Raw genomic sequence first — 16,323 nt, 5'->3', positions numbered from 1 at the left:
CTCCTCAAAGTCCGAGAATCATCTGCGCGATGATGTTCTTTTGAATTTCATTCGAGCCGCCGTAAATCGACGTCTTGCGGAAGTTGAAGTAATACGCGGCCAGCGGCGCGGCATCGTCGTCTCCGGCAATGCTGTGCTCGCGCTCGCCCTCGAGGAACGGCACGTCGAACGGAGCGGCGAGTGGCCCGACGGCCTCGACCATGAGTTCGGTCAACGCCTGCTGCACCTCCGTGCCCTTGATCTTCAGCATCGACGCTTCCGGTCCCGGTCCGCGTCCGCCTGCTTCGTTAGCGACCACGCGTTGCACGGTGACTTCGAGAGCCATCAGTTCGATCTCGAGATTCGCGACTTTTGCAGCGAATACCGGGTCATTCAAAAGGGGCTTGCCGTTCTTTTTCTGATCGAGCGCGAGGCGCTTCAGAAAAACCAGCTCGCGTTTCGACTGGCCGACGCGCGCAATGCCGGTGCGCTCATGCCCGAGCAGATATTTTGCGTAAGTCCAACCGCGGTTTTCCTCGCCGATCAGATTCTCGACCGGCACCTTCACGTCTTCAAAGAAAACTTCGTTGACTTCGTGGTCTTCGTCGAGCGTGATGATCGGCCGGACGGTAATGCCCGGTGTTTTCATGTCGATGAGCAGGAACGAAATGCCCTCCTGCTTCTTCGCGCCGCTGTCGGTGCGTACGAGACAAAACATCATGTCCGCGTGCTGCCCCAACGTGGTCCAGGTTTTCTGCCCATTGACCACGTAATGATCGCCGACCCGTTCGGCACGCGTGCGCAGCGATGCGAGATCGGAACCGGAGCCCGGCTCTGAATAGCCCTGACACCACCAGTCAGTGCCGTCGAGAATGCGTGGCAAGTAGTAGCGTTTCTGCGCCTCGTTGCCGTACTTCATAAGAACCGGCGCGACCATCGACACACCGAATGGCAACACTGTCGGCGCGCCGACACGGGCGCACTCTTCGTCCCAGATATGGCGCTGCGTGGCATCCCAGCCGGGGCCGCCGTATTCTGTCGGCCACGCGACAACCGACCAGCCGCGCGTGCCCAGCAGCTTGTGCCAGTTGGCAAAGTCGTCGCGGTTCAAACGCTTGTGGTTGAGTACCTTCTCGCTGAGTTCGCGAGGCAGATTGGCTTCGAGCCAGGCGCGGATCTCGGCGCGGAACGCCTTCTCAGCGGGGGAATAGTCCAGATTCATGCGTAGTGTCTCCTGGCCGCCACCACCCGCCGCCAGAGAGCCACTGCGCTATTGCAGAGGTTCCTTTAAGGCAGCCGGGACCGGCAGCGGCATCACTTCGATGCCTTCTTCGACCAAAGCTCGCGCGTCTTCCGGCGTTGTGACACCGCGAATATTGCGGGCGGGCGCTTCGTTGTAGTGAATGCGCCGCGCTTCCTCGGCGAAGCGGTCGCCCACGTTCTCGGTCTTCTCCAGTACCTCGCGCAATGCGCGCATGACACGCGCCTGCAATTCACCTGCGGCCGCGGGCGCTTTCGCTTTCGCCTCTACCCCATGAGAGAGATTCAGGCGCGGAGCCGACGGCAAACGGCTCACTTCTTTCGCTCCGCAAATCGGACATTCGACCAGCTTGCGGGACTGCTGCGATTCGAAGTCATCAGCCGAAGCAAACCACCCTTCGAACCGATGGCCGTGCGGACACTGTAAATCGAGGACCTTCATATGGAATCAGGGCTTGCGTGCCAGTTTAGCGCAAAACGAAAATTTGTGAACGGTCGTTCGTAAAAACTTCACGCGCAACGCGCGACGAGTTGGGCGCTGCCGAAAGATGAGGCGCGGTGGGCGATTTTAACGCTTTGCGCAGACCCCTGCCGAAGGCTGTATGACTCCGCGCAATGCGGCGTGCGTGCGTGAGCCAACGCCCAGCGCTTCGCCCCCAACGACGTATCAGCCTCACGCGTGCGAACCCCTCCGTTCACGATTGACGCTCACGCCACCAGGCATTCCAGCCGACGATTGAAGCGCGGTTCAAGCTCCCGCGCCTCTTTGGCAAGGTTGACCTGTTTAGCCGTTTTGGCGACGTCGAAAACGTCGGCTTTGATGTCGTAGCCACCGCGCGCGTTCAGCCAGTCCAGCACGTCCGACAGATGCCAGACTGACGCGCTTCCCTCGTGCACCGGCGGCGGAAATTCGACCGCATGGCTCAACATGAGCTTGCGCATGTTCTGCCGCGATACGCCGGCAATTTCCGCGACGTCGGTCAACCCCACGAAGTCGGGCCCGGCTTCGACAAGCCGTGCCGACGGCACCGCCTTTTTGACGTCTCCGAGCGCGCTGACCAGTGCCTCGACCGCCGACGGTGCTTCGCGCGAAAAGACCAGCGCCAGTCGCCCCGGTTGCCCCACGCCGACCGTGGCGTCGTCACAGCCTGCTTCGCCCAGGCGTTCGACAATCGCGTCAAGATCACTGTCTTGCGCGGCAAGCTTATACTTCAACGTGAACGTATATTCCATTTGCTACTCCTGCTTTATTCGGCCACAACGTTGCCTACTCAATGCTTTTGCGAACGATGCGCCGTGCAATTGTCGACCACACGCCGCAAATGTCTGGCGTGGTTATCAGCATTCTTCGGCGTACTCCATACGCTTGAAATGCAGAATTCTCCGCAACGGCACTCCGCATCTTTGTAAGGGCAATACATTTTTCCCCAGGCGTGGCCCTTGCCTCCGCTCTGTATGCGCCACCCGCGCCGCTCGGCATAAGCCAGCGCAGCCTCGATCTCTTTTTTAGCGTGGACTCCACGAACCATCCTGTCCTCCAATTTAATACTCGCGAATCGGGTTGTCAAGTGACAACCCGATTTTAATCGCGGAGCTCAACCGCCTCACATGCTTCGTTATCCCGATTAATGCGGCAGTGAAGACGTTTGCCGGCCTTCCATACTAAAGTTGCCGCCGCGATCACGCGAGACTGCCGGATGGCATAGGACAAAGGCGCTCATATTCAGACACCGCACGCCGCGGTAAAGACAGAAGCCTTATCCAGCTTCAGAGTGACGAAGCCCCTGCCGGTCGACGACCGGCAGGGGCTTCCTGGATGCGGCGCAAGCGTCGCCTGCGCGTTGGGAGACTCTGAAAAAACTACTGCGGCTGCGCCATCGGCCAGATGCCGGACAGCACCTTCTCCAGCCAGAACGTGCCGATAATCGTTTTCACGTCAGTGATCTTGCCGGTCCGCACCCACTCCGAGACTTCGGGAACCGTAGCAGTAAACATCTCGAGGAACTCGCCGTCGTCGAGCTTGCGCTCGCCCGCAGTCAGCCCGCGCGCGAGGTAGATGTCGATGAACTCGGTCGAGTAGGAAATGATCGGGTGAACACGCGTCAGGTACACATACTCGCGCGCCGTGTAGCCCGTCTCCTCGCGCAATTCGCGAATGGCGCAAGCGAGCGCGCCTTCGTTCGGATCGAGCTTGCCGGCCGGATATTCGACCATGACCTTGCCCATCGGATAGCGATACTGGCTTTCCAGCAGCACACGGCCGTCGTCGAACAGCGGAATCACCATCACGGCGCCGGGGTGCTCCACATACTCACGGGTCGCATGCTTGCCGTCGGGCAGGCGCACGGTGTCGCACTTGAGCGTCAGGAACGGCCCCTGGTGGACCGTCTTACTGTCGACACAGGTCTCGGTAAGGACGGCGTCGTGGTCGGGAAGTTCAGCCATATGCGGACCTCGGGACAGCTTGGTGCGCGACGGCGAGACGCCGTCAGCGGCGTTTGACGAGATACTGGAAGGTGAAGCCGGGGAAGGCGAACACGACGAACAGCGCGAACGTGATCGCGTAGAACTGCCAACCCTGTTCGAAGCGGTTGCCGGCGCGCGCTTCGAGCAGAAAGCCCAGCGCGCCGACCACGAAGTACAGCACGATCAGTTCGGCAATCCGGACCCATGCGCTTTTCTTCGCCGCCTTCAACGGGACGGCGGCGAAGAGCCGCTGATTCAGGAACGGCAGATTGGCGCCCACCAGCGCCAACAGCACGATAAACCAGCCCGCTGCCGACATCAGAACGACAGCGTGTGCTGGATAGCCTGCAGGCAAGCTTTCAACAGCGGATCGGGCACGATGCCCAGCACCAGCACGGCCACGCCATTGAGCGCGAGCAACGCGCGCGTGCCCGTGTCCGCGACGATCGCCGACTTGTCTTGCGGCTCGTCGAAGTACATGAGCTTCACGATACGCAGGTAGTAGAACGCGCCGAACAGCGACGTGATCACCGCGAGCACCGTGAGCCAGGTCAGGCCGGCGTTCATCGTGGCCTGCAGCACCGCGAGCTTCGCGTAGAAACCGACGGCGGGCGGAATGCCGGCGAGCGAGAACATCATCACCATCATGACGAACGCGAACACCGGGCTCCGTTGGTTCAGCCCCTTGAAGTCGTCGAGCGTATCCGCTTCGAATTCGCGGCGTGCGAGCAGCATGATGACGCCGAAGGTGCCCATCGTCGTGATCAGATAGACGATGCTGTAGTACATCGCCGAGCCATACGCGCTCGCGGCACCAGTCGTCTTGTGATCGACCACGCCGGCCAGCAGACCGAGCAGCACGAAGCCCATGTTCGAGATCGCCGAGTACGCGAGCATACGCTTGACGTTGCGCTGCACGATACCCGTGATGTTGCCGACGATCAACGACAGCGCCGCGAGAATCACCAGCATTTGCTGCCATTCGACTGCGAGCGGCAGCAGACCCATCACCAGGAAGCGCAGGCCCCATGCGAATGCCGCCACCTTCGGACCGCCGCCGACCAGCAGCGTCATCGCCGTGGGCGCGCCCTGATAGACGTCCGGCACCCACATGTGGAACGGCACAGCGCCCATCTTGAACGCGACGCCGGCGACGATGAAGATAACGCCGAACAGCAGCACGCTCGGATCGTAGTGGCTCTGACCGATCGCCTTGAACACTTCGTTCAGATCGAGCGAGCCGGTCGCGCCGTACAGCATCGAGATGCCGTACAGCAGGAAGCCGGAAGCCAGCGCGCCGAGCACGTAGTACTTCATGGCCGCTTCGTTCGACGGCGCGGCTTCCCGACGCAGTGCGATCACGCCATAGAGCGACAGCGACATCAGTTCCAGACCGAGATACAGCGTCAGGAAGTTGTTGCCGGAGATCATCACGAGCTGACCGAGCAGCGAGAACATGCCGAGCAGGAAGAACTCGCCGCGATACAGCCCGCGATCTTCGAGGTAGCGGCGCGAATACACGATCGTGACCGCGTAGCCGAGCGTCACCACCGCTTTCATCAGACTCGCGAACGAGTCGACGACGTACATGCGGCTGAAGAAGTAGTGCACCGACGGGTCGAACGCATTGACCGCGAACCAGATGCCGGCGACGAGCGACGACAGGAACGCGATGAAATACGTGGTACGGCGACCGGCCTGGCCGACGAACGTGTCGTTGAGCCACGCGACGACAACGGCGAGCATCACCAGTGCGTCGGGCAACAGAGCAGTCATAGGGGCGTTTTGCATGGTCTTTAATTCCTCCTCTGCGTTACTGAGACAACGGCAGCTTCGACTGCGCAACGTGGGAGAGGAGGTTTTCCACGGATACGTGCATCACATCGGTAAAGGGCTTCGGATACAGGCCCATGAAGAGCGTCAGTGCGGCGAGCACTGCCAGCATGAAAAACTCGCGGCGGTTGATGTCGAGCAGGCCCTTCACGTGGTCGTTGGCGACCGCGCCGAAGTAGACGCGCTTGTACATCCACAGCGTGTAGGCCGCGCCGAGAATCAGCGTCACGGCGGCGCCGCCCGCGATCCAGAAGTTGTACTGGACAGCGGCCAGAATCACCATGAATTCGCCGACAAAACCCGAGGTGCCCGGCAAGCCGCAATTGGCCATCGAGAACAGCATCACGAAGGCCGCGAATTTCGGCATGACGTTGACAACGCCGCCGTAGTCCGCGATCTGACGCGAGTGCATGCGGTCGTACAGCACGCCGATGCTAAGGAACATCGCGCCCGACACGAAGCCGTGCGAGATCATCTGAACGATCGCGCCTTCCACGCCGAGCTGATTGAAGATAAAGAAGCCGAGCGTGACGAAGCCCATGTGCGCGATCGACGAATACGCGACCAGCTTCTTCATGTCGGCCTGCACCATCGCGACGAGGCCGATGTAGATCACCGCGATCAGCGACAGCGTAATGACGACCGGCGCGAGGAAGTGGCTTGCGTCCGGCGCGATCGGCAGCGAGAAGCGCAGGAAACCGTATGCGCCGAGCTTCAGCATGATCGCGGCCAGCACGACGGAGCCGCCGGTCGGCGCTTCCACGTGGGCGTCAGGCAACCACGTGTGCACCGGCCACATCGGCACCTTCACGGCGAACGCCATGAAGAACGCTATGAACAGCAACACCTGCGGCGTCATTGCGATCTGCGCATGCTGCCAGGTGGCGAGATCGAACGTGCCGGTCTGGACGTACAGATAGAGCAACGCGACCAGCATCAGGAGCGAGCCCATCAGCGTGTACAGGAAGAACTTGAACGCCGCGTACACGCGGTTCGCCCCGCCCCACACGCCGATGATGATGTACATCGGAATCAGCGTCGCTTCGAAGAACACGTAGAACAGCATGCCGTCGGCCGCGCTGAACACGCCGACCATGATGCCCGACAGGATCAGGAACGAGGCCAGATACTGGCCGACGTTCTTCGTGATGACTTCCCATCCGGCGATCACGACGATCACCGTGATCAATGCGGTCAATACGACGAACCACATCGAAATGCCGTCGACACCGAGGTGATATGTAATGTTGAATCGTTCGATCCAGTTGGCCTGTTCGACGAACTGAAGATCGGCGCTGCTCGAATCAAAACCGGTGATCAGCGGAATCGTGACGATGAAGCTGACAATCGAGCCGATCAATGCGACCCAGCGCGCGGGGCCGGGGTTACGGTCGGAGCCGATGGCCAGAACCAGCAGGCCGCAAAGGATCGGCAACCAGATGGCGAGACTGAGAATCGGATAAGCGTGCATTAGTGTCCCTCGCCTTATTTGCCGCCGAGCGTTACAAACAGGGTCAGGAGCCCCAACATGCCGATAATCATGGCGAACGCGTAGTGGTAGATGTAGCCGGATTGGAGGAAGCGGATCACGCCGGCGAACCAGCCGATAAAGCGTGCGCTACCGTTGACGATGCCGTCGATCACGACGACGTCGCCTTCCTTCCAGAGACCACGGCCAATCGCCACGGCGCCCCGCGCAAACACGACTTCGTTGATCTTGTCCATGTAGTACTTGTTATCGAGCAGCGTGTAGATCGGCCCGAACGCGCGCTTGATGGTAGCCGGCAGTTCAGGACGAACCAGATACAGGAACCACGCGACCAGCACACCGGCGAGCGCGAGCCACACCGGCAGGCCCGCGACCGAATGCAGGCCCATTGCCGCCCAGCCGTGGAACTCTTCAGCCATTTCATGCAGCGCCGGATGATTTTCGCCGATGAAGATCACCTTCTCGAACGCCACGCCGTGCTGGAAGAAGTCGCCGAACAGCATCGGGCCGACCGCGATCGCGCCGATCACGACAGACGGAATCGCCAGCAGCACCAGCGGCAACCACACGACCCAAGGCGTTTCATGCGGTTCGTGCGCGTGACCGTGGTCGTCGTGACCGTGACCGTGCGCGTCATGGCCGTTGCCATGACCGTGTGCCGCGGCTTCGGCGCCCATCGGCGAATCCGGATGCTTCGGATCGCGGAAGCGCTCCTTGCCGTGGAACACCATGAAATACATACGGAACGAATACAGCGCGGTGACGAACACGCTTGCCACCACGGCGAAATAGGCGAAGCCCGAACCCGGCAGATGCGACAGCTTCACTGCGTCGATGATCGAATCTTTCGAGTAGAAGCCCGAGAAGAACGGCGTGCCGATCAGCGCCAGCGAACCGATCAGCGACGTGATCCACGTGATCGGCATGTATTTGCGCAGGCCGCCCATGTTGCGCATGTCCTGATCGTGGTGCATGCCGATGATCACGGAACCCGCGCCGAGGAACAGCAGCGCCTTGAAGAACGCGTGCGTCATCAGGTGGAACACGCCGACCGGATAAGCCGACACGCCGAGCGCGACCGTCATGTAGCCGAGCTGCGAGAGCGTGGAGTAAGCCACCACGCGCTTGATGTCGTTCTGGACAATCCCGAGGAAGCCCATGAACAGCGCGGTAATGGCACCGATCACCGTGACGAACGAGAGCGCACTATCCGACAGTTCGAACAGCGGCGACATGCGCGTGACCATGAAGATACCGGCCGTCACCATGGTTGCCGCGTGAATCAGCGCGGAAATCGGCGTCGGGCCTTCCATCGAATCCGGCAGCCACACGTGCAGCGGAAACTGCGCCGACTTACCCATTGCGCCGATGAAGAGGCAGATACACGCCACTGTCAGCAGGCCCCAATCGGTACCCGGAAAGCTCAATGCGGCCAGTTCAGTGCGCTTGGCAAACACGTCGCCGTAGTTCATCGAACCGGCAAACGCGAACAGCAGGCCGATACCCAGCAGAAAGCCAAAGTCGCCGACGCGGTTCACGATGAACGCCTTCATGTTCGCGTAGATCGCCGACTCGCGCGTGTAGTAGAAACCGATCAGCAGGTACGACACGAGACCCACTGCTTCCCAGCCGAAGAACAGCTGCAGGAAGTTGTTGCTCATCACGAGCATCAGCATCGAAAACGTGAAGAGCGAGATGTACGAGAAGAAGCGCTGGTAGCCGTCGTCGTCGGCCATGTAGCCGATCGTGTAGATGTGCACCATCAGCGACACGAAGGTCACGACGCACATCATCATGGCCGTGAGCGAATCGACGAGGAAGCCGACTTCGAACTTGGTCTTGCCGATGGACATCCATTCGTAGACGGTGGCGTTGAAGCTCGCGCCGTCCAGCACCTGGAAGAACACCATCATCGACAGAACGAACGAGATGGCAACGCCGAGGATCGTGACCGAGTGCGCACCCGCGCGCCCTACCGCCTTCCCGAACAGCCCCGCGATCAGGCAACCGGCCAGCGGTGCCAGCGGAATCGCCAGCAGCAGGTTTTCATTGAGTATCGTGGACATAACCGCTTTTCCTGAGATTAACCTTTGAGCTGATCGAGATCTTCGACATTGATCGTGTCGAGGCTACGGAACAGGGTCACCAGAATTGCGAGGCCGATCGCTGCTTCCGCTGCCGCTACGGTCAGCACGAAGAACACGAAAATCTGGCCATGCACGTCGCCGAGATAATGCGAGAAGGCGACGAAATTGGTATTCACCGCGAGCAGCATCAGTTCGATCGCCATCAGGATGATGATGACGTTGCGACGGTTCAGGAAAATACCGACGATGCTGATCGCAAACAGAATCGCGCCGAGCACGAGGTAATGGGCAAGGGTCAACATGATTTCTATCTCCTGTCCGCTCAGCTGTTCTTCGCAGACGCCGATTCGGCTGCTGCGGCCGCCGCTGCGGCTTCTTCCGCCGCGACGGTCGCCGGGCTCTTTTCCGACGGCATCTTCACGACGCGCACGCGGTCTTGCGCACGCACCTTGACCTGGTCGCTGATCTTCTGGCGCTTGCTGTCCTTCTTGTGGCTCGTGGTCAGCGCGATAGCCGCGATGATCGCCACCAGCAGCACGAGGCCGGCCACTTCGAACGCGAAGATGTAGTCGGTGTAAATCACTTTGCCGATCAGGCGGGTGTTCGACCAGTCGCCCATGCCGCCCGCCGCGGCGGTCGTGTCGGGCACCACCGTGCTCGTCGCGCCGTAGCCGTGCCACAGGATCAGCGCGGTTTCGAGCACGATGATCGCGCCCACCACCGTGGCCATCGGCACGAAGCGTCTGAAGTCCTTGCGCAGCACGTCGAGGTTGATGTCCAGCATCATCACGACGAACAGGAACAGCACCATCACCGCGCCCACATAGACCAGCACCAGCAGGATGGCGAGGAACTCGGCCTGCAGCAGCATCCAGATAGCCGCTGCGTTGAAAAACGCCAGCACGAGAAACAGTGCGGACGACACCGGGTTGCGCGAGGTGATCACCTTCAGCCCTGAAACCACCAGGAGCAGCGCGAAGATGTAGAACAGTACGGTCGTGAATTCCATGATTACCGGTTCATCGTTAGGCCATCGTCAGGCATTTTCTTTGGCACGGGCGTCCGGCCACAGCGTGACAACCGCCGGAACAGACGCACGCGTGCGCCGTGCCGCGGCTTGCATACCGCGGCGCTCGGCCCGACAACAGGCCGTATTACTGCTGCATTGACTTGATGCGCTACTGCCGCACCTACTGCTTGTACTTGGACGCTTTAACGATACGGTGCGTCGGCAGCCTTGTTCGCGGCGATCTCCGCTTCGTAACGATCGCCCACGGCCAGCAGCATGTCCTTCGTGAAGTACAGATCACCGCGCTTTTCGCCGTGATATTCGAGAATGTGCGTCTCGACAATCGAATCGACCGGGCAGCTTTCTTCGCAGAAACCGCAGAAGATGCACTTGGTCAGGTCGATGTCGTAACGCGTGGTGCGGCGCGTGTTGTCTTCGCGCGTTTCCGACTCGATCGTGATGGCGAGCGCCGGGCACACCGCTTCGCACAGCTTGCACGCGATACAGCGCTCTTCGCCATTCTCATAACGTCGCAGCGCATGCAGTCCGCGAAAACGCGGCGAAATGGGCGTCTTCTCTTCCGGGAACTGCACGGTCACCTTGCGCTGGAACGTATAACGTCCGGTCAACGCGAGGCCCTTGATGAGTTCCGTCAAAAAGAAGGTCTTGAAAAAATTTTGGATTGCGGTCATGAGTTCATCCGCCCTTTATTTCCAGATATTCCACGGCGACATGATCCAGAAGCCGACCACCACCAGCCACACCACGCACACCGGAATGAAAATCTTCCAGCCGAGACGCATGATCTGGTCATAGCGGTAGCGCGGGAACGTGGCACGCGCCCAGATGAACACCGACAGCAGCAGGAAAACCTTGAGGACGAGCCAGAAGATGCCGGGGATAAACGACAGGAAGCCGAACGGAGCGCTCCAGCCGCCGAGAAACAGCGTCGACGCCAATGCCGAGATCACAATCATGTTGATGTACTCGGCAAGGAAGAACAGCGCGAACGCCATACCCGAGTAATCGATCATGTGACCCGCGACGATTTCCGATTCGCCTTCCACCACGTCGAACGGATGGCGGTTCGTTTCCGCGATGCCCGAGATGAAGTACACGACGAACATCGGCAACAGCGGCAGCCAGTTCCACGACAGGAAGTTCAGGCCGTGTGCGGCGAAGAAGCCGCGTTCCTGCGAACCGACGATGTCCGACAGATTCAGCGTGCCCGCCGTCATCAGCACGACGACCAGCGCGAAGCCCATCGAAATTTCGTACGACACCATTTGCGCCGCGGCGCGCATCGCGCCGAGGAACGCGTACTTCGAGTTCGACGCCCAGCCGGCCAGAATCACGCCGTACACGCCGATCGACGAAATCGCGATCGCATACAGCAGACCCGCGTTGATGTCGCCGAGCACCGCGCCCGCCTGGAACGGAATCACCGCCCAGACCGCGAAAGCCGGCACCACCACCATGATCGGCGCGATCATGTAAATCCAGCGGCTTGCCTGGGTCGGCTGAATCACTTCTTTCAGCAACAGCTTCAGCACGTCGGCGATAGGCTGCAAAAGACCTGCGGGGCCGACGCGGTTCGGGCCGAGACGCACGTGCATCCAGCCGATCAGCTTACGCTCCCACAGAATCAGGTAAGCCACGCACAGCAGGATCACGACGGCCACCACCAGGATGCGCACCAGTGCCCACACCGTGGGCCATGCCACACCGAGAAGCTGGGTGCCGCCCGAGTTGATCGTATCGAACAAGCTCATTTACGCCTTCTCCACCACCAGTTCACCGAACAGGCTGCCCAGCGCTGCACCGGCAGGCGTAGCCGCCGATACGCGGACGACCGTCTCCGCAAGATTCGCGTCGCGCACGGCCGGCAACTGCACCGATTGCTCGCCCTGGCGCACGCGCACCGCGTCGCCTTCCTTCAAACCCAGTTTGTCGAACAGCGCGGCCGGCAGGCCGACGTTGTTCGCGGCACGCGCGGCTGCGGTCAGATGCAGCGATTCCGCGCGACGAACCAGCGCGTCGGCATGGTAGATCGGCACGTCGGCGATGCGCTCGAACTTGCCTTCCGCTGCCTTCGCCGTCTTGCCGCGAGCAACCGTTACGCCCGTGCGGTTCGACAGGCGCGATTGCAGTTCGCCGTCGCCGAGCGCCGCGCTGCGCACTTCTTCCGCCGTGTCGTATTCGAAGCCGGGCGCGCCCAGCAGGCTGCCCAGCACGCGCAACACCTTCCATGCGGGGCGCGTCTCGCCAAGCGGACGCACGACGCCGTTGAACGTCTGCACCGTGCCTTCCGCGTTGACGAACGTACCGGCCGTTTCGGTGAACGGCGCGATCGGCAGCAGCACGTCCGCGTATTCGGCGCCCGTCTGGAACGGCGACATCACGACGACCATCTCAGCCTGGTTCAAGGCAGCCAGAGCCTGCGCCGGATTGGCCGTGTCGAACTCCGGTTCGAAGTTCATCAGCACATAACCCTTGCGCGGTTGTTCGAAGACTTCGCGAGCGTTCAGGCCGCCTTCGCCCGGCAATGCGTTCACCAGATGCGCGCCGACCGTGTTCGCGCCTTCCGTCAGGAAGCCGAGCGTTGCACCGGTTGCGTCTGCGATCCACTGAGCCGCTGCATGAATGACCGCGAAATCCGGATGACGCACCGCGCCGTTGCCGAGCAGCACGAGGCGACGCTCGCCCGTAGCCAGCGACCTGGCGACTTCCTTGTCGGCGTCCGACGCTTGCGCGCCAGAGAACGCTTCCGGCAGCGCCGTGCCGTTCGCTTGCGAGACCGCCGACGCGATGCCGGCGAGTGCCTCGAGCCATGCCGACGGCGCCGCAGCGATACGCCGCGCTTGCGGGATCAGCGCGTCGTCGCCGGTGGCTTGCACCAGCGTGAGCTTCGCGCCGCCCTTGGCCGCCTGACGCAGACGCGCGGCGAACAGCGGATGATCGCGGCGCAGATCGGAACCGATCACCAGCGCCGAGTCGATGTTCGACAGGTCGGCAATAGCGGTGCCGAGCCACGGCGTGCCGTTGACCGGCGCCGAGAAGTCCGACTGACGCAGACGGAAGTCGACGTTAGGCGTGCCGACCGCTTGCGCCAGTTGCTTCAGCAGGAACAGTTCTTCGACCGTGCTGTGCGCGCTGCCAAGCGCGGCCAGCGCGTTTGCGCCGTGGTCGCCCTTGATGCCCTTCAGACCTTTGACCACATAGTCGAGCGCGGTCTGCCAGTCGGTCTCGACCCACTTGCCGCCCTGCTTCAGCATGGGCTGCGTCAGACGTTCGGGGCTGTTCAGGCCTTCGTACGAGAAGCGATCCTTGTCCGAAATCCAGCATTCGTTGATTGCTTCGTTTTCGAACGGCAGAACCCGCATCACGCGGTTGTTCTTCACCTGCACGACGAGATTGGCGCCGACGGAATCGTGCGGGCTTACCGACTTGCGGCGCGACAGTTCCCACGTACGCGCGCTGTAGCGGAACGGCTTGCTGGTCAGCGCGCCGACCGGGCACAGGTCGATCATGTTGCCCGACAGTTCGGAGTCGACCGTCTTGCCGACGAACGACGTGATTTCCGAATGCTCGCCGCGGCCCAGCATGCCCAGTTCCATCACGCCGGCCACTTCCTGGCCGAAGCGCACACAGCGCGTGCAGTGGATGCAACGGGACATCTCTTCCATCGAGATCAGCGGGCCGACGTTCTTGTGGAACACGACGCGCTTTTCTTCGCTGTAACGCGACGACGACTTGCCGTAGCCCACCGCCAGATCCTGCAACTGACACTCGCCGCCCTGATCGCAAATCGGGCAATCCAGCGGGTGGTTGATCAGCAGGAATTCCATCACGGATTGCTGGCCCTTCACCGCCTTTTCGGACTTCGTGCGCACGATCATGCCGGCCGACACGGGCGTCGCGCATGCGGGCACGGCCTTCGGCATCTTTTCGACATCGACGAGACACATCCGGCAGTTGGCCGCAATCGACAGCTTCTTGTGATAGCAGAAGTGAGGAATGTACGTGTCGACCTTATGCGCAGCCTGGATCACCATGCTGCCTTCGGGCACTTCTACTTTCTTGCCGTCTATTTCAAGTTCAACCATGATGGTCAATCTTCCTTAACCTGTTACCGCTCAATCGTTCGCCCCGTTCATCGCCCGCTCGGCAATGAATCCCGTGGTTGACGTGTTCTGGTGCATACCTGTCCGGCGTGCCGCTTGTCCGGGAGCTTGCCCGAGCGCCTGTCCGTGCGCGCCTCGGGCGACTTGCGAGGTCGCTCAGCAACCTCGCTCAGGCAGCCACTGTTTCCGCTGCCGCCGCAGCGCCCGCATGACCGCCGACGAGGCAATGCTTGTGGGCGACGTGATATTCGAATTCGTCCCAGTAGTGCTTGAGCATGCCGCGAACCGGCATGGCCGCCGCATCGCCGAGCGCGCAGATCGTGCGGCCCATGATGTTTTCCGCGACCGAGTTCAGCAGATCCAGATCTTCCGGACGGCCAAGACCGTGCTCGATACGATGCACGACGCGATACAGCCAGCCCGTGCCTTCGCGGCAAGGCGTGCATTGACCGCACGACTCTTCGTAATAGAAGTACGACAGACGCAGCAGCGAACGCACCATGCAACGCGTTTCGTCCATGACGATGACCGCGCCCGAGCCGAGCATCGAGCCCGCCTTGGCGATCGAGTCATAGTCGAGGTCGGTCTGCATCATGATGTCGCCCGGAATGACCGGTGCCGACGAACCGCCAGGAATCACGGCCTTGATCTTGCGGCCGCCGCGCATGCCGCCGGCGAGGTCCATCAGCGTGGCGAACGGCGTGCCGAGTGGAACTTCGTAATTGCCCGGACGCTCGACGTCGCCCGAGATCGAGAAGATCTTCGTGCCGCCGTTGTTCGGCTTGCCGATTTCCAGGTAATTTTGCGGGCCGATGGCGAGCAGGAACGGCACCGCGGCAAACGTCTCGGTGTTGTTGATCGTGGTCGGCTTGCCGTACACGCCGAAGCTCGCCGGGAACGGCGGCTTGAAGCGCGGCTGGCCTTTCTTGCCTTCCAGCGACTCGAGCAACGCGGTTTCTTCGCCGCAGATGTAGGCGCCGTAACCGTGATGCGCATGCAGCTCGAACGAGAAGCCCGAACCCATGATGTTCTCGCCGAGGAACCCGGCGCGGCGAGCTTCGTCCAACGCTTCTTCAAAGCGTTTATAGACTTCCCAGATTTCGCCGTGGATGTAGTTGTAGCCGACCGTGATGCCCATTGCGTACGCGCCAATGGCCATGCCTTCGATCAGCGAATGCGGATTGAAGCGCAGGATGTCGCGGTCTTTGAACGTGCCCGGCTCGCCTTCGTCCGAATTACAGACGAGGTACTTCTGGCCCGGGAACTGACGCGGCATGAAGCTCCACTTCAGGCCGGTCGGGAAGCCCGCGCCGCCACGGCCGCGCAGACCCGACGCCTTGACGTCGGCGATCACCTGCTCGGGCGGAATTTTTTCTTCCAGAATGCGGCGCAGCTGGGCGTAACCGCCGCGCGCCACATAGTCTTCGAGATGCCAGTTGTCGCCGTTCAGGCCGGCGAGAATCAGCGGTTTGATGTGACGATCGTGTAAAGACGTCATTTCGAAAGTTCCTCGAGCAGCTGGTCGATCTTCTCGCGGCTCATGAAGCTGCACATGCGATGGTTGTTCACCAGCATCACCGGCGCGTCGCCGCACGAACCCATGCATTCGCCTTCTTTCAAGGTGAATTTGCCGTCGGCCGTGGTTTCGCCGAAGTCGATGCCGAGCTTCTGCTTCAGATATTCAGCGGCGCTGTCCGAGCCGCCGTCCGGGCCGAGTTGACACGGCAGGTTCGTGCAGAGCGTGATCTTGTGCTTGCCGACCGGCGACGTCTCATACATCGTGTAGAAGGTGGCGACCTCCTGCACGGCGACTGCCGGCATGCCGAGATAGTCCGCGACGAACTGCATGAGTTCGGGCGACAGCCAGCCATGCTCTTCCTGAGCAGTGGCCAACGCCGACATCACGGCGGACTGTTTCTGATCGGCGGGATACTTCGCGATCGCACGATCGATTTCTTTCAGGCCTTCAGCTGAGATCATTTTCAGACACGACTCTTTCAATTCCTACCGAACGAAAACCCGTCGCTCACTTCGTGCTGCGACAGACCCGGCGTTCCTTTGCTTGACGCGCGCTTC

At 61.1% G+C, this 16,323-nt stretch carries 16 protein-coding genes; all 16 read right to left on the bottom strand.

The genetic code is table 11. The features are described 5' to 3' along the window. Positions 1-4 precede the first annotated feature (4 nt). Complete coding sequence (locus tag CUJ91_RS05985; protein WP_006052885.1) at positions 5-1,201, bottom strand: acyl-CoA dehydrogenase family protein; 1,197 nt, start codon at positions 1,199-1,201, stop codon at positions 5-7. Positions 1,202-1,249: 48 nt separating this feature from the next. After that, entirely contained in the window at positions 1,250-1,681 is a 432-nt protein-coding gene (locus CUJ91_RS05980; RefSeq protein WP_029969785.1) for a DUF1178 family protein, read from the bottom strand. Between the two features lie 266 nt (positions 1,682-1,947). After that, entirely contained in the window at positions 1,948-2,472 is a 525-nt protein-coding gene (locus CUJ91_RS05975; protein WP_006052887.1) for a helix-turn-helix transcriptional regulator, read from the bottom strand. 38 nt (positions 2,473-2,510) lie between these two features. Further along, positions 2,511-2,768 (bottom strand): hypothetical protein, encoded by a 258-nt coding sequence (locus CUJ91_RS34725; protein WP_006052888.1) that lies wholly within the window; start codon positions 2,766-2,768, stop codon positions 2,511-2,513. A gap of 331 nt (positions 2,769-3,099) precedes the next feature. After that, positions 3,100-3,684: an NUDIX domain-containing protein gene (locus tag CUJ91_RS05965; RefSeq protein WP_029969788.1), complete on the bottom strand. Its 585-nt coding sequence runs from the start codon at positions 3,682-3,684 to the stop codon at positions 3,100-3,102. Between the two features lie 43 nt (positions 3,685-3,727). Further along, the gene (locus tag CUJ91_RS05960; RefSeq protein ID WP_006052890.1) at positions 3,728-4,024 is read right to left on the bottom strand and encodes a DUF2818 family protein; all 297 of its coding nucleotides are present in this window, start codon (positions 4,022-4,024) and stop codon (positions 3,728-3,730) included. Continuing rightward, positions 4,024-5,496, bottom strand: coding sequence for an NADH-quinone oxidoreductase subunit NuoN (gene nuoN, locus CUJ91_RS05955; protein ID WP_006052891.1), 1,473 nt, complete (start codon positions 5,494-5,496; stop codon positions 4,024-4,026). Before nuoN ends, CUJ91_RS05960 begins: the two co-directional genes overlap by 1 nt. 22 nt (positions 5,497-5,518) lie before the next feature. Beyond that, on the bottom strand, positions 5,519-7,009 hold the full coding sequence (locus tag CUJ91_RS05950) for an NADH-quinone oxidoreductase subunit M (protein WP_029969790.1): 1,491 nt from the start codon (positions 7,007-7,009) through the stop codon (positions 5,519-5,521). 14 nt (positions 7,010-7,023) lie between these two features. Continuing rightward, positions 7,024-9,093 carry an NADH-quinone oxidoreductase subunit L gene (nuoL, locus tag CUJ91_RS05945; protein ID WP_114156025.1) on the bottom strand — a complete coding sequence of 690 codons (2,070 nt, stop codon included), beginning with the start codon at positions 9,091-9,093 and terminating at the stop codon, positions 7,024-7,026. A gap of 17 nt (positions 9,094-9,110) precedes the next feature. Continuing rightward, a complete protein-coding gene (nuoK, locus tag CUJ91_RS05940) occupies positions 9,111-9,416 on the bottom strand; it encodes an NADH-quinone oxidoreductase subunit NuoK (RefSeq protein ID WP_006052894.1) in 306 nt (101 codons plus the stop codon). A 20-nt stretch (positions 9,417-9,436) separates the two neighbouring features. Then, positions 9,437-10,123 carry an NADH-quinone oxidoreductase subunit J gene (locus tag CUJ91_RS05935; RefSeq protein WP_006052895.1) on the bottom strand — a complete coding sequence of 229 codons (687 nt, stop codon included), beginning with the start codon at positions 10,121-10,123 and terminating at the stop codon, positions 9,437-9,439. A 203-nt stretch (positions 10,124-10,326) separates the two neighbouring features. Beyond that, positions 10,327-10,815 carry an NADH-quinone oxidoreductase subunit NuoI gene (gene nuoI, locus CUJ91_RS05930; protein ID WP_006052896.1) on the bottom strand — a complete coding sequence of 163 codons (489 nt, stop codon included), beginning with the start codon at positions 10,813-10,815 and terminating at the stop codon, positions 10,327-10,329. A gap of 15 nt (positions 10,816-10,830) precedes the next feature. Beyond that, positions 10,831-11,895 (bottom strand): NADH-quinone oxidoreductase subunit NuoH, encoded by a 1,065-nt coding sequence (gene nuoH / locus CUJ91_RS05925; protein WP_006052897.1) that lies wholly within the window; start codon positions 11,893-11,895, stop codon positions 10,831-10,833. Continuing rightward, positions 11,896-14,229: an NADH-quinone oxidoreductase subunit NuoG gene (gene nuoG / locus CUJ91_RS05920; protein ID WP_029969796.1), complete on the bottom strand. Its 2,334-nt coding sequence runs from the start codon at positions 14,227-14,229 to the stop codon at positions 11,896-11,898. Between the two features lie 187 nt (positions 14,230-14,416). Further along, entirely contained in the window at positions 14,417-15,745 is a 1,329-nt protein-coding gene (gene nuoF, locus CUJ91_RS05915; protein ID WP_006052899.1) for an NADH-quinone oxidoreductase subunit NuoF, read from the bottom strand. Continuing rightward, on the bottom strand, positions 15,742-16,227 hold the full coding sequence (gene nuoE / locus CUJ91_RS05910; protein WP_006052900.1) for an NADH-quinone oxidoreductase subunit NuoE: 486 nt from the start codon (positions 16,225-16,227) through the stop codon (positions 15,742-15,744). The genes nuoF and nuoE overlap by 4 nt, the downstream gene beginning before the upstream one ends. Positions 16,228-16,323 lie beyond the last annotated feature (96 nt).

The organism is Paraburkholderia graminis (assembly GCF_003330785.1).
Classification (GTDB): domain Bacteria; phylum Pseudomonadota; class Gammaproteobacteria; order Burkholderiales; family Burkholderiaceae; genus Paraburkholderia; species Paraburkholderia graminis.
The sequence above is the reverse complement of the archived record's forward strand: the minus strand, read 5'-3'. Positions and strand labels throughout refer to the sequence as shown.

Bases quoted from the DNA above. Each gene is read 5' to 3' on its own strand.
- CUJ91_RS05960 (WP_006052890.1), bottom strand. From the start codon at position 4,024: ATGTCGGCAGCGGGCTGGTTTATCGTGCTGTTGGCGCTGGTGGGCGCC.
- CUJ91_RS05980 (WP_029969785.1), bottom strand. From the start codon at position 1,681: ATGAAGGTCCTCGATTTACAGTGTCCGCACGGCCATCGGTTCGAAGGG.
- CUJ91_RS05975 (WP_006052887.1), bottom strand. From the start codon at position 2,472: ATGGAATATACGTTCACGTTGAAGTATAAGCTTGCCGCGCAAGACAGT.
- nuoF (WP_006052899.1), bottom strand. From the start codon at position 15,745: ATGACGTCTTTACACGATCGTCACATCAAACCGCTGATTCTCGCCGGC.
- nuoI (WP_006052896.1), bottom strand. From the start codon at position 10,815: ATGACCGCAATCCAAAATTTTTTCAAGACCTTCTTTTTGACGGAACTC.
- nuoE (WP_006052900.1), bottom strand. From the start codon at position 16,227: ATGATCTCAGCTGAAGGCCTGAAAGAAATCGATCGTGCGATCGCGAAG.
- nuoK (WP_006052894.1), bottom strand. From the start codon at position 9,416: ATGTTGACCCTTGCCCATTACCTCGTGCTCGGCGCGATTCTGTTTGCG.
- nuoG (WP_029969796.1), bottom strand. From the start codon at position 14,229: ATGGTTGAACTTGAAATAGACGGCAAGAAAGTAGAAGTGCCCGAAGGC.
- nuoL (WP_114156025.1), bottom strand. From the start codon at position 9,093: ATGTCCACGATACTCAATGAAAACCTGCTGCTGGCGATTCCGCTGGCA.
- nuoH (WP_006052897.1), bottom strand. From the start codon at position 11,895: ATGAGCTTGTTCGATACGATCAACTCGGGCGGCACCCAGCTTCTCGGT.
- CUJ91_RS05965 (WP_029969788.1), bottom strand. From the start codon at position 3,684: ATGGCTGAACTTCCCGACCACGACGCCGTCCTTACCGAGACCTGTGTC.
- CUJ91_RS34725 (WP_006052888.1), bottom strand. From the start codon at position 2,768: ATGGTTCGTGGAGTCCACGCTAAAAAAGAGATCGAGGCTGCGCTGGCT.
- CUJ91_RS05935 (WP_006052895.1), bottom strand. From the start codon at position 10,123: ATGGAATTCACGACCGTACTGTTCTACATCTTCGCGCTGCTCCTGGTG.
- nuoN (WP_006052891.1), bottom strand. From the start codon at position 5,496: ATGCAAAACGCCCCTATGACTGCTCTGTTGCCCGACGCACTGGTGATG.
- CUJ91_RS05950 (WP_029969790.1), bottom strand. From the start codon at position 7,009: ATGCACGCTTATCCGATTCTCAGTCTCGCCATCTGGTTGCCGATCCTT.
- CUJ91_RS05985 (WP_006052885.1), bottom strand. From the start codon at position 1,201: ATGAATCTGGACTATTCCCCCGCTGAGAAGGCGTTCCGCGCCGAGATC.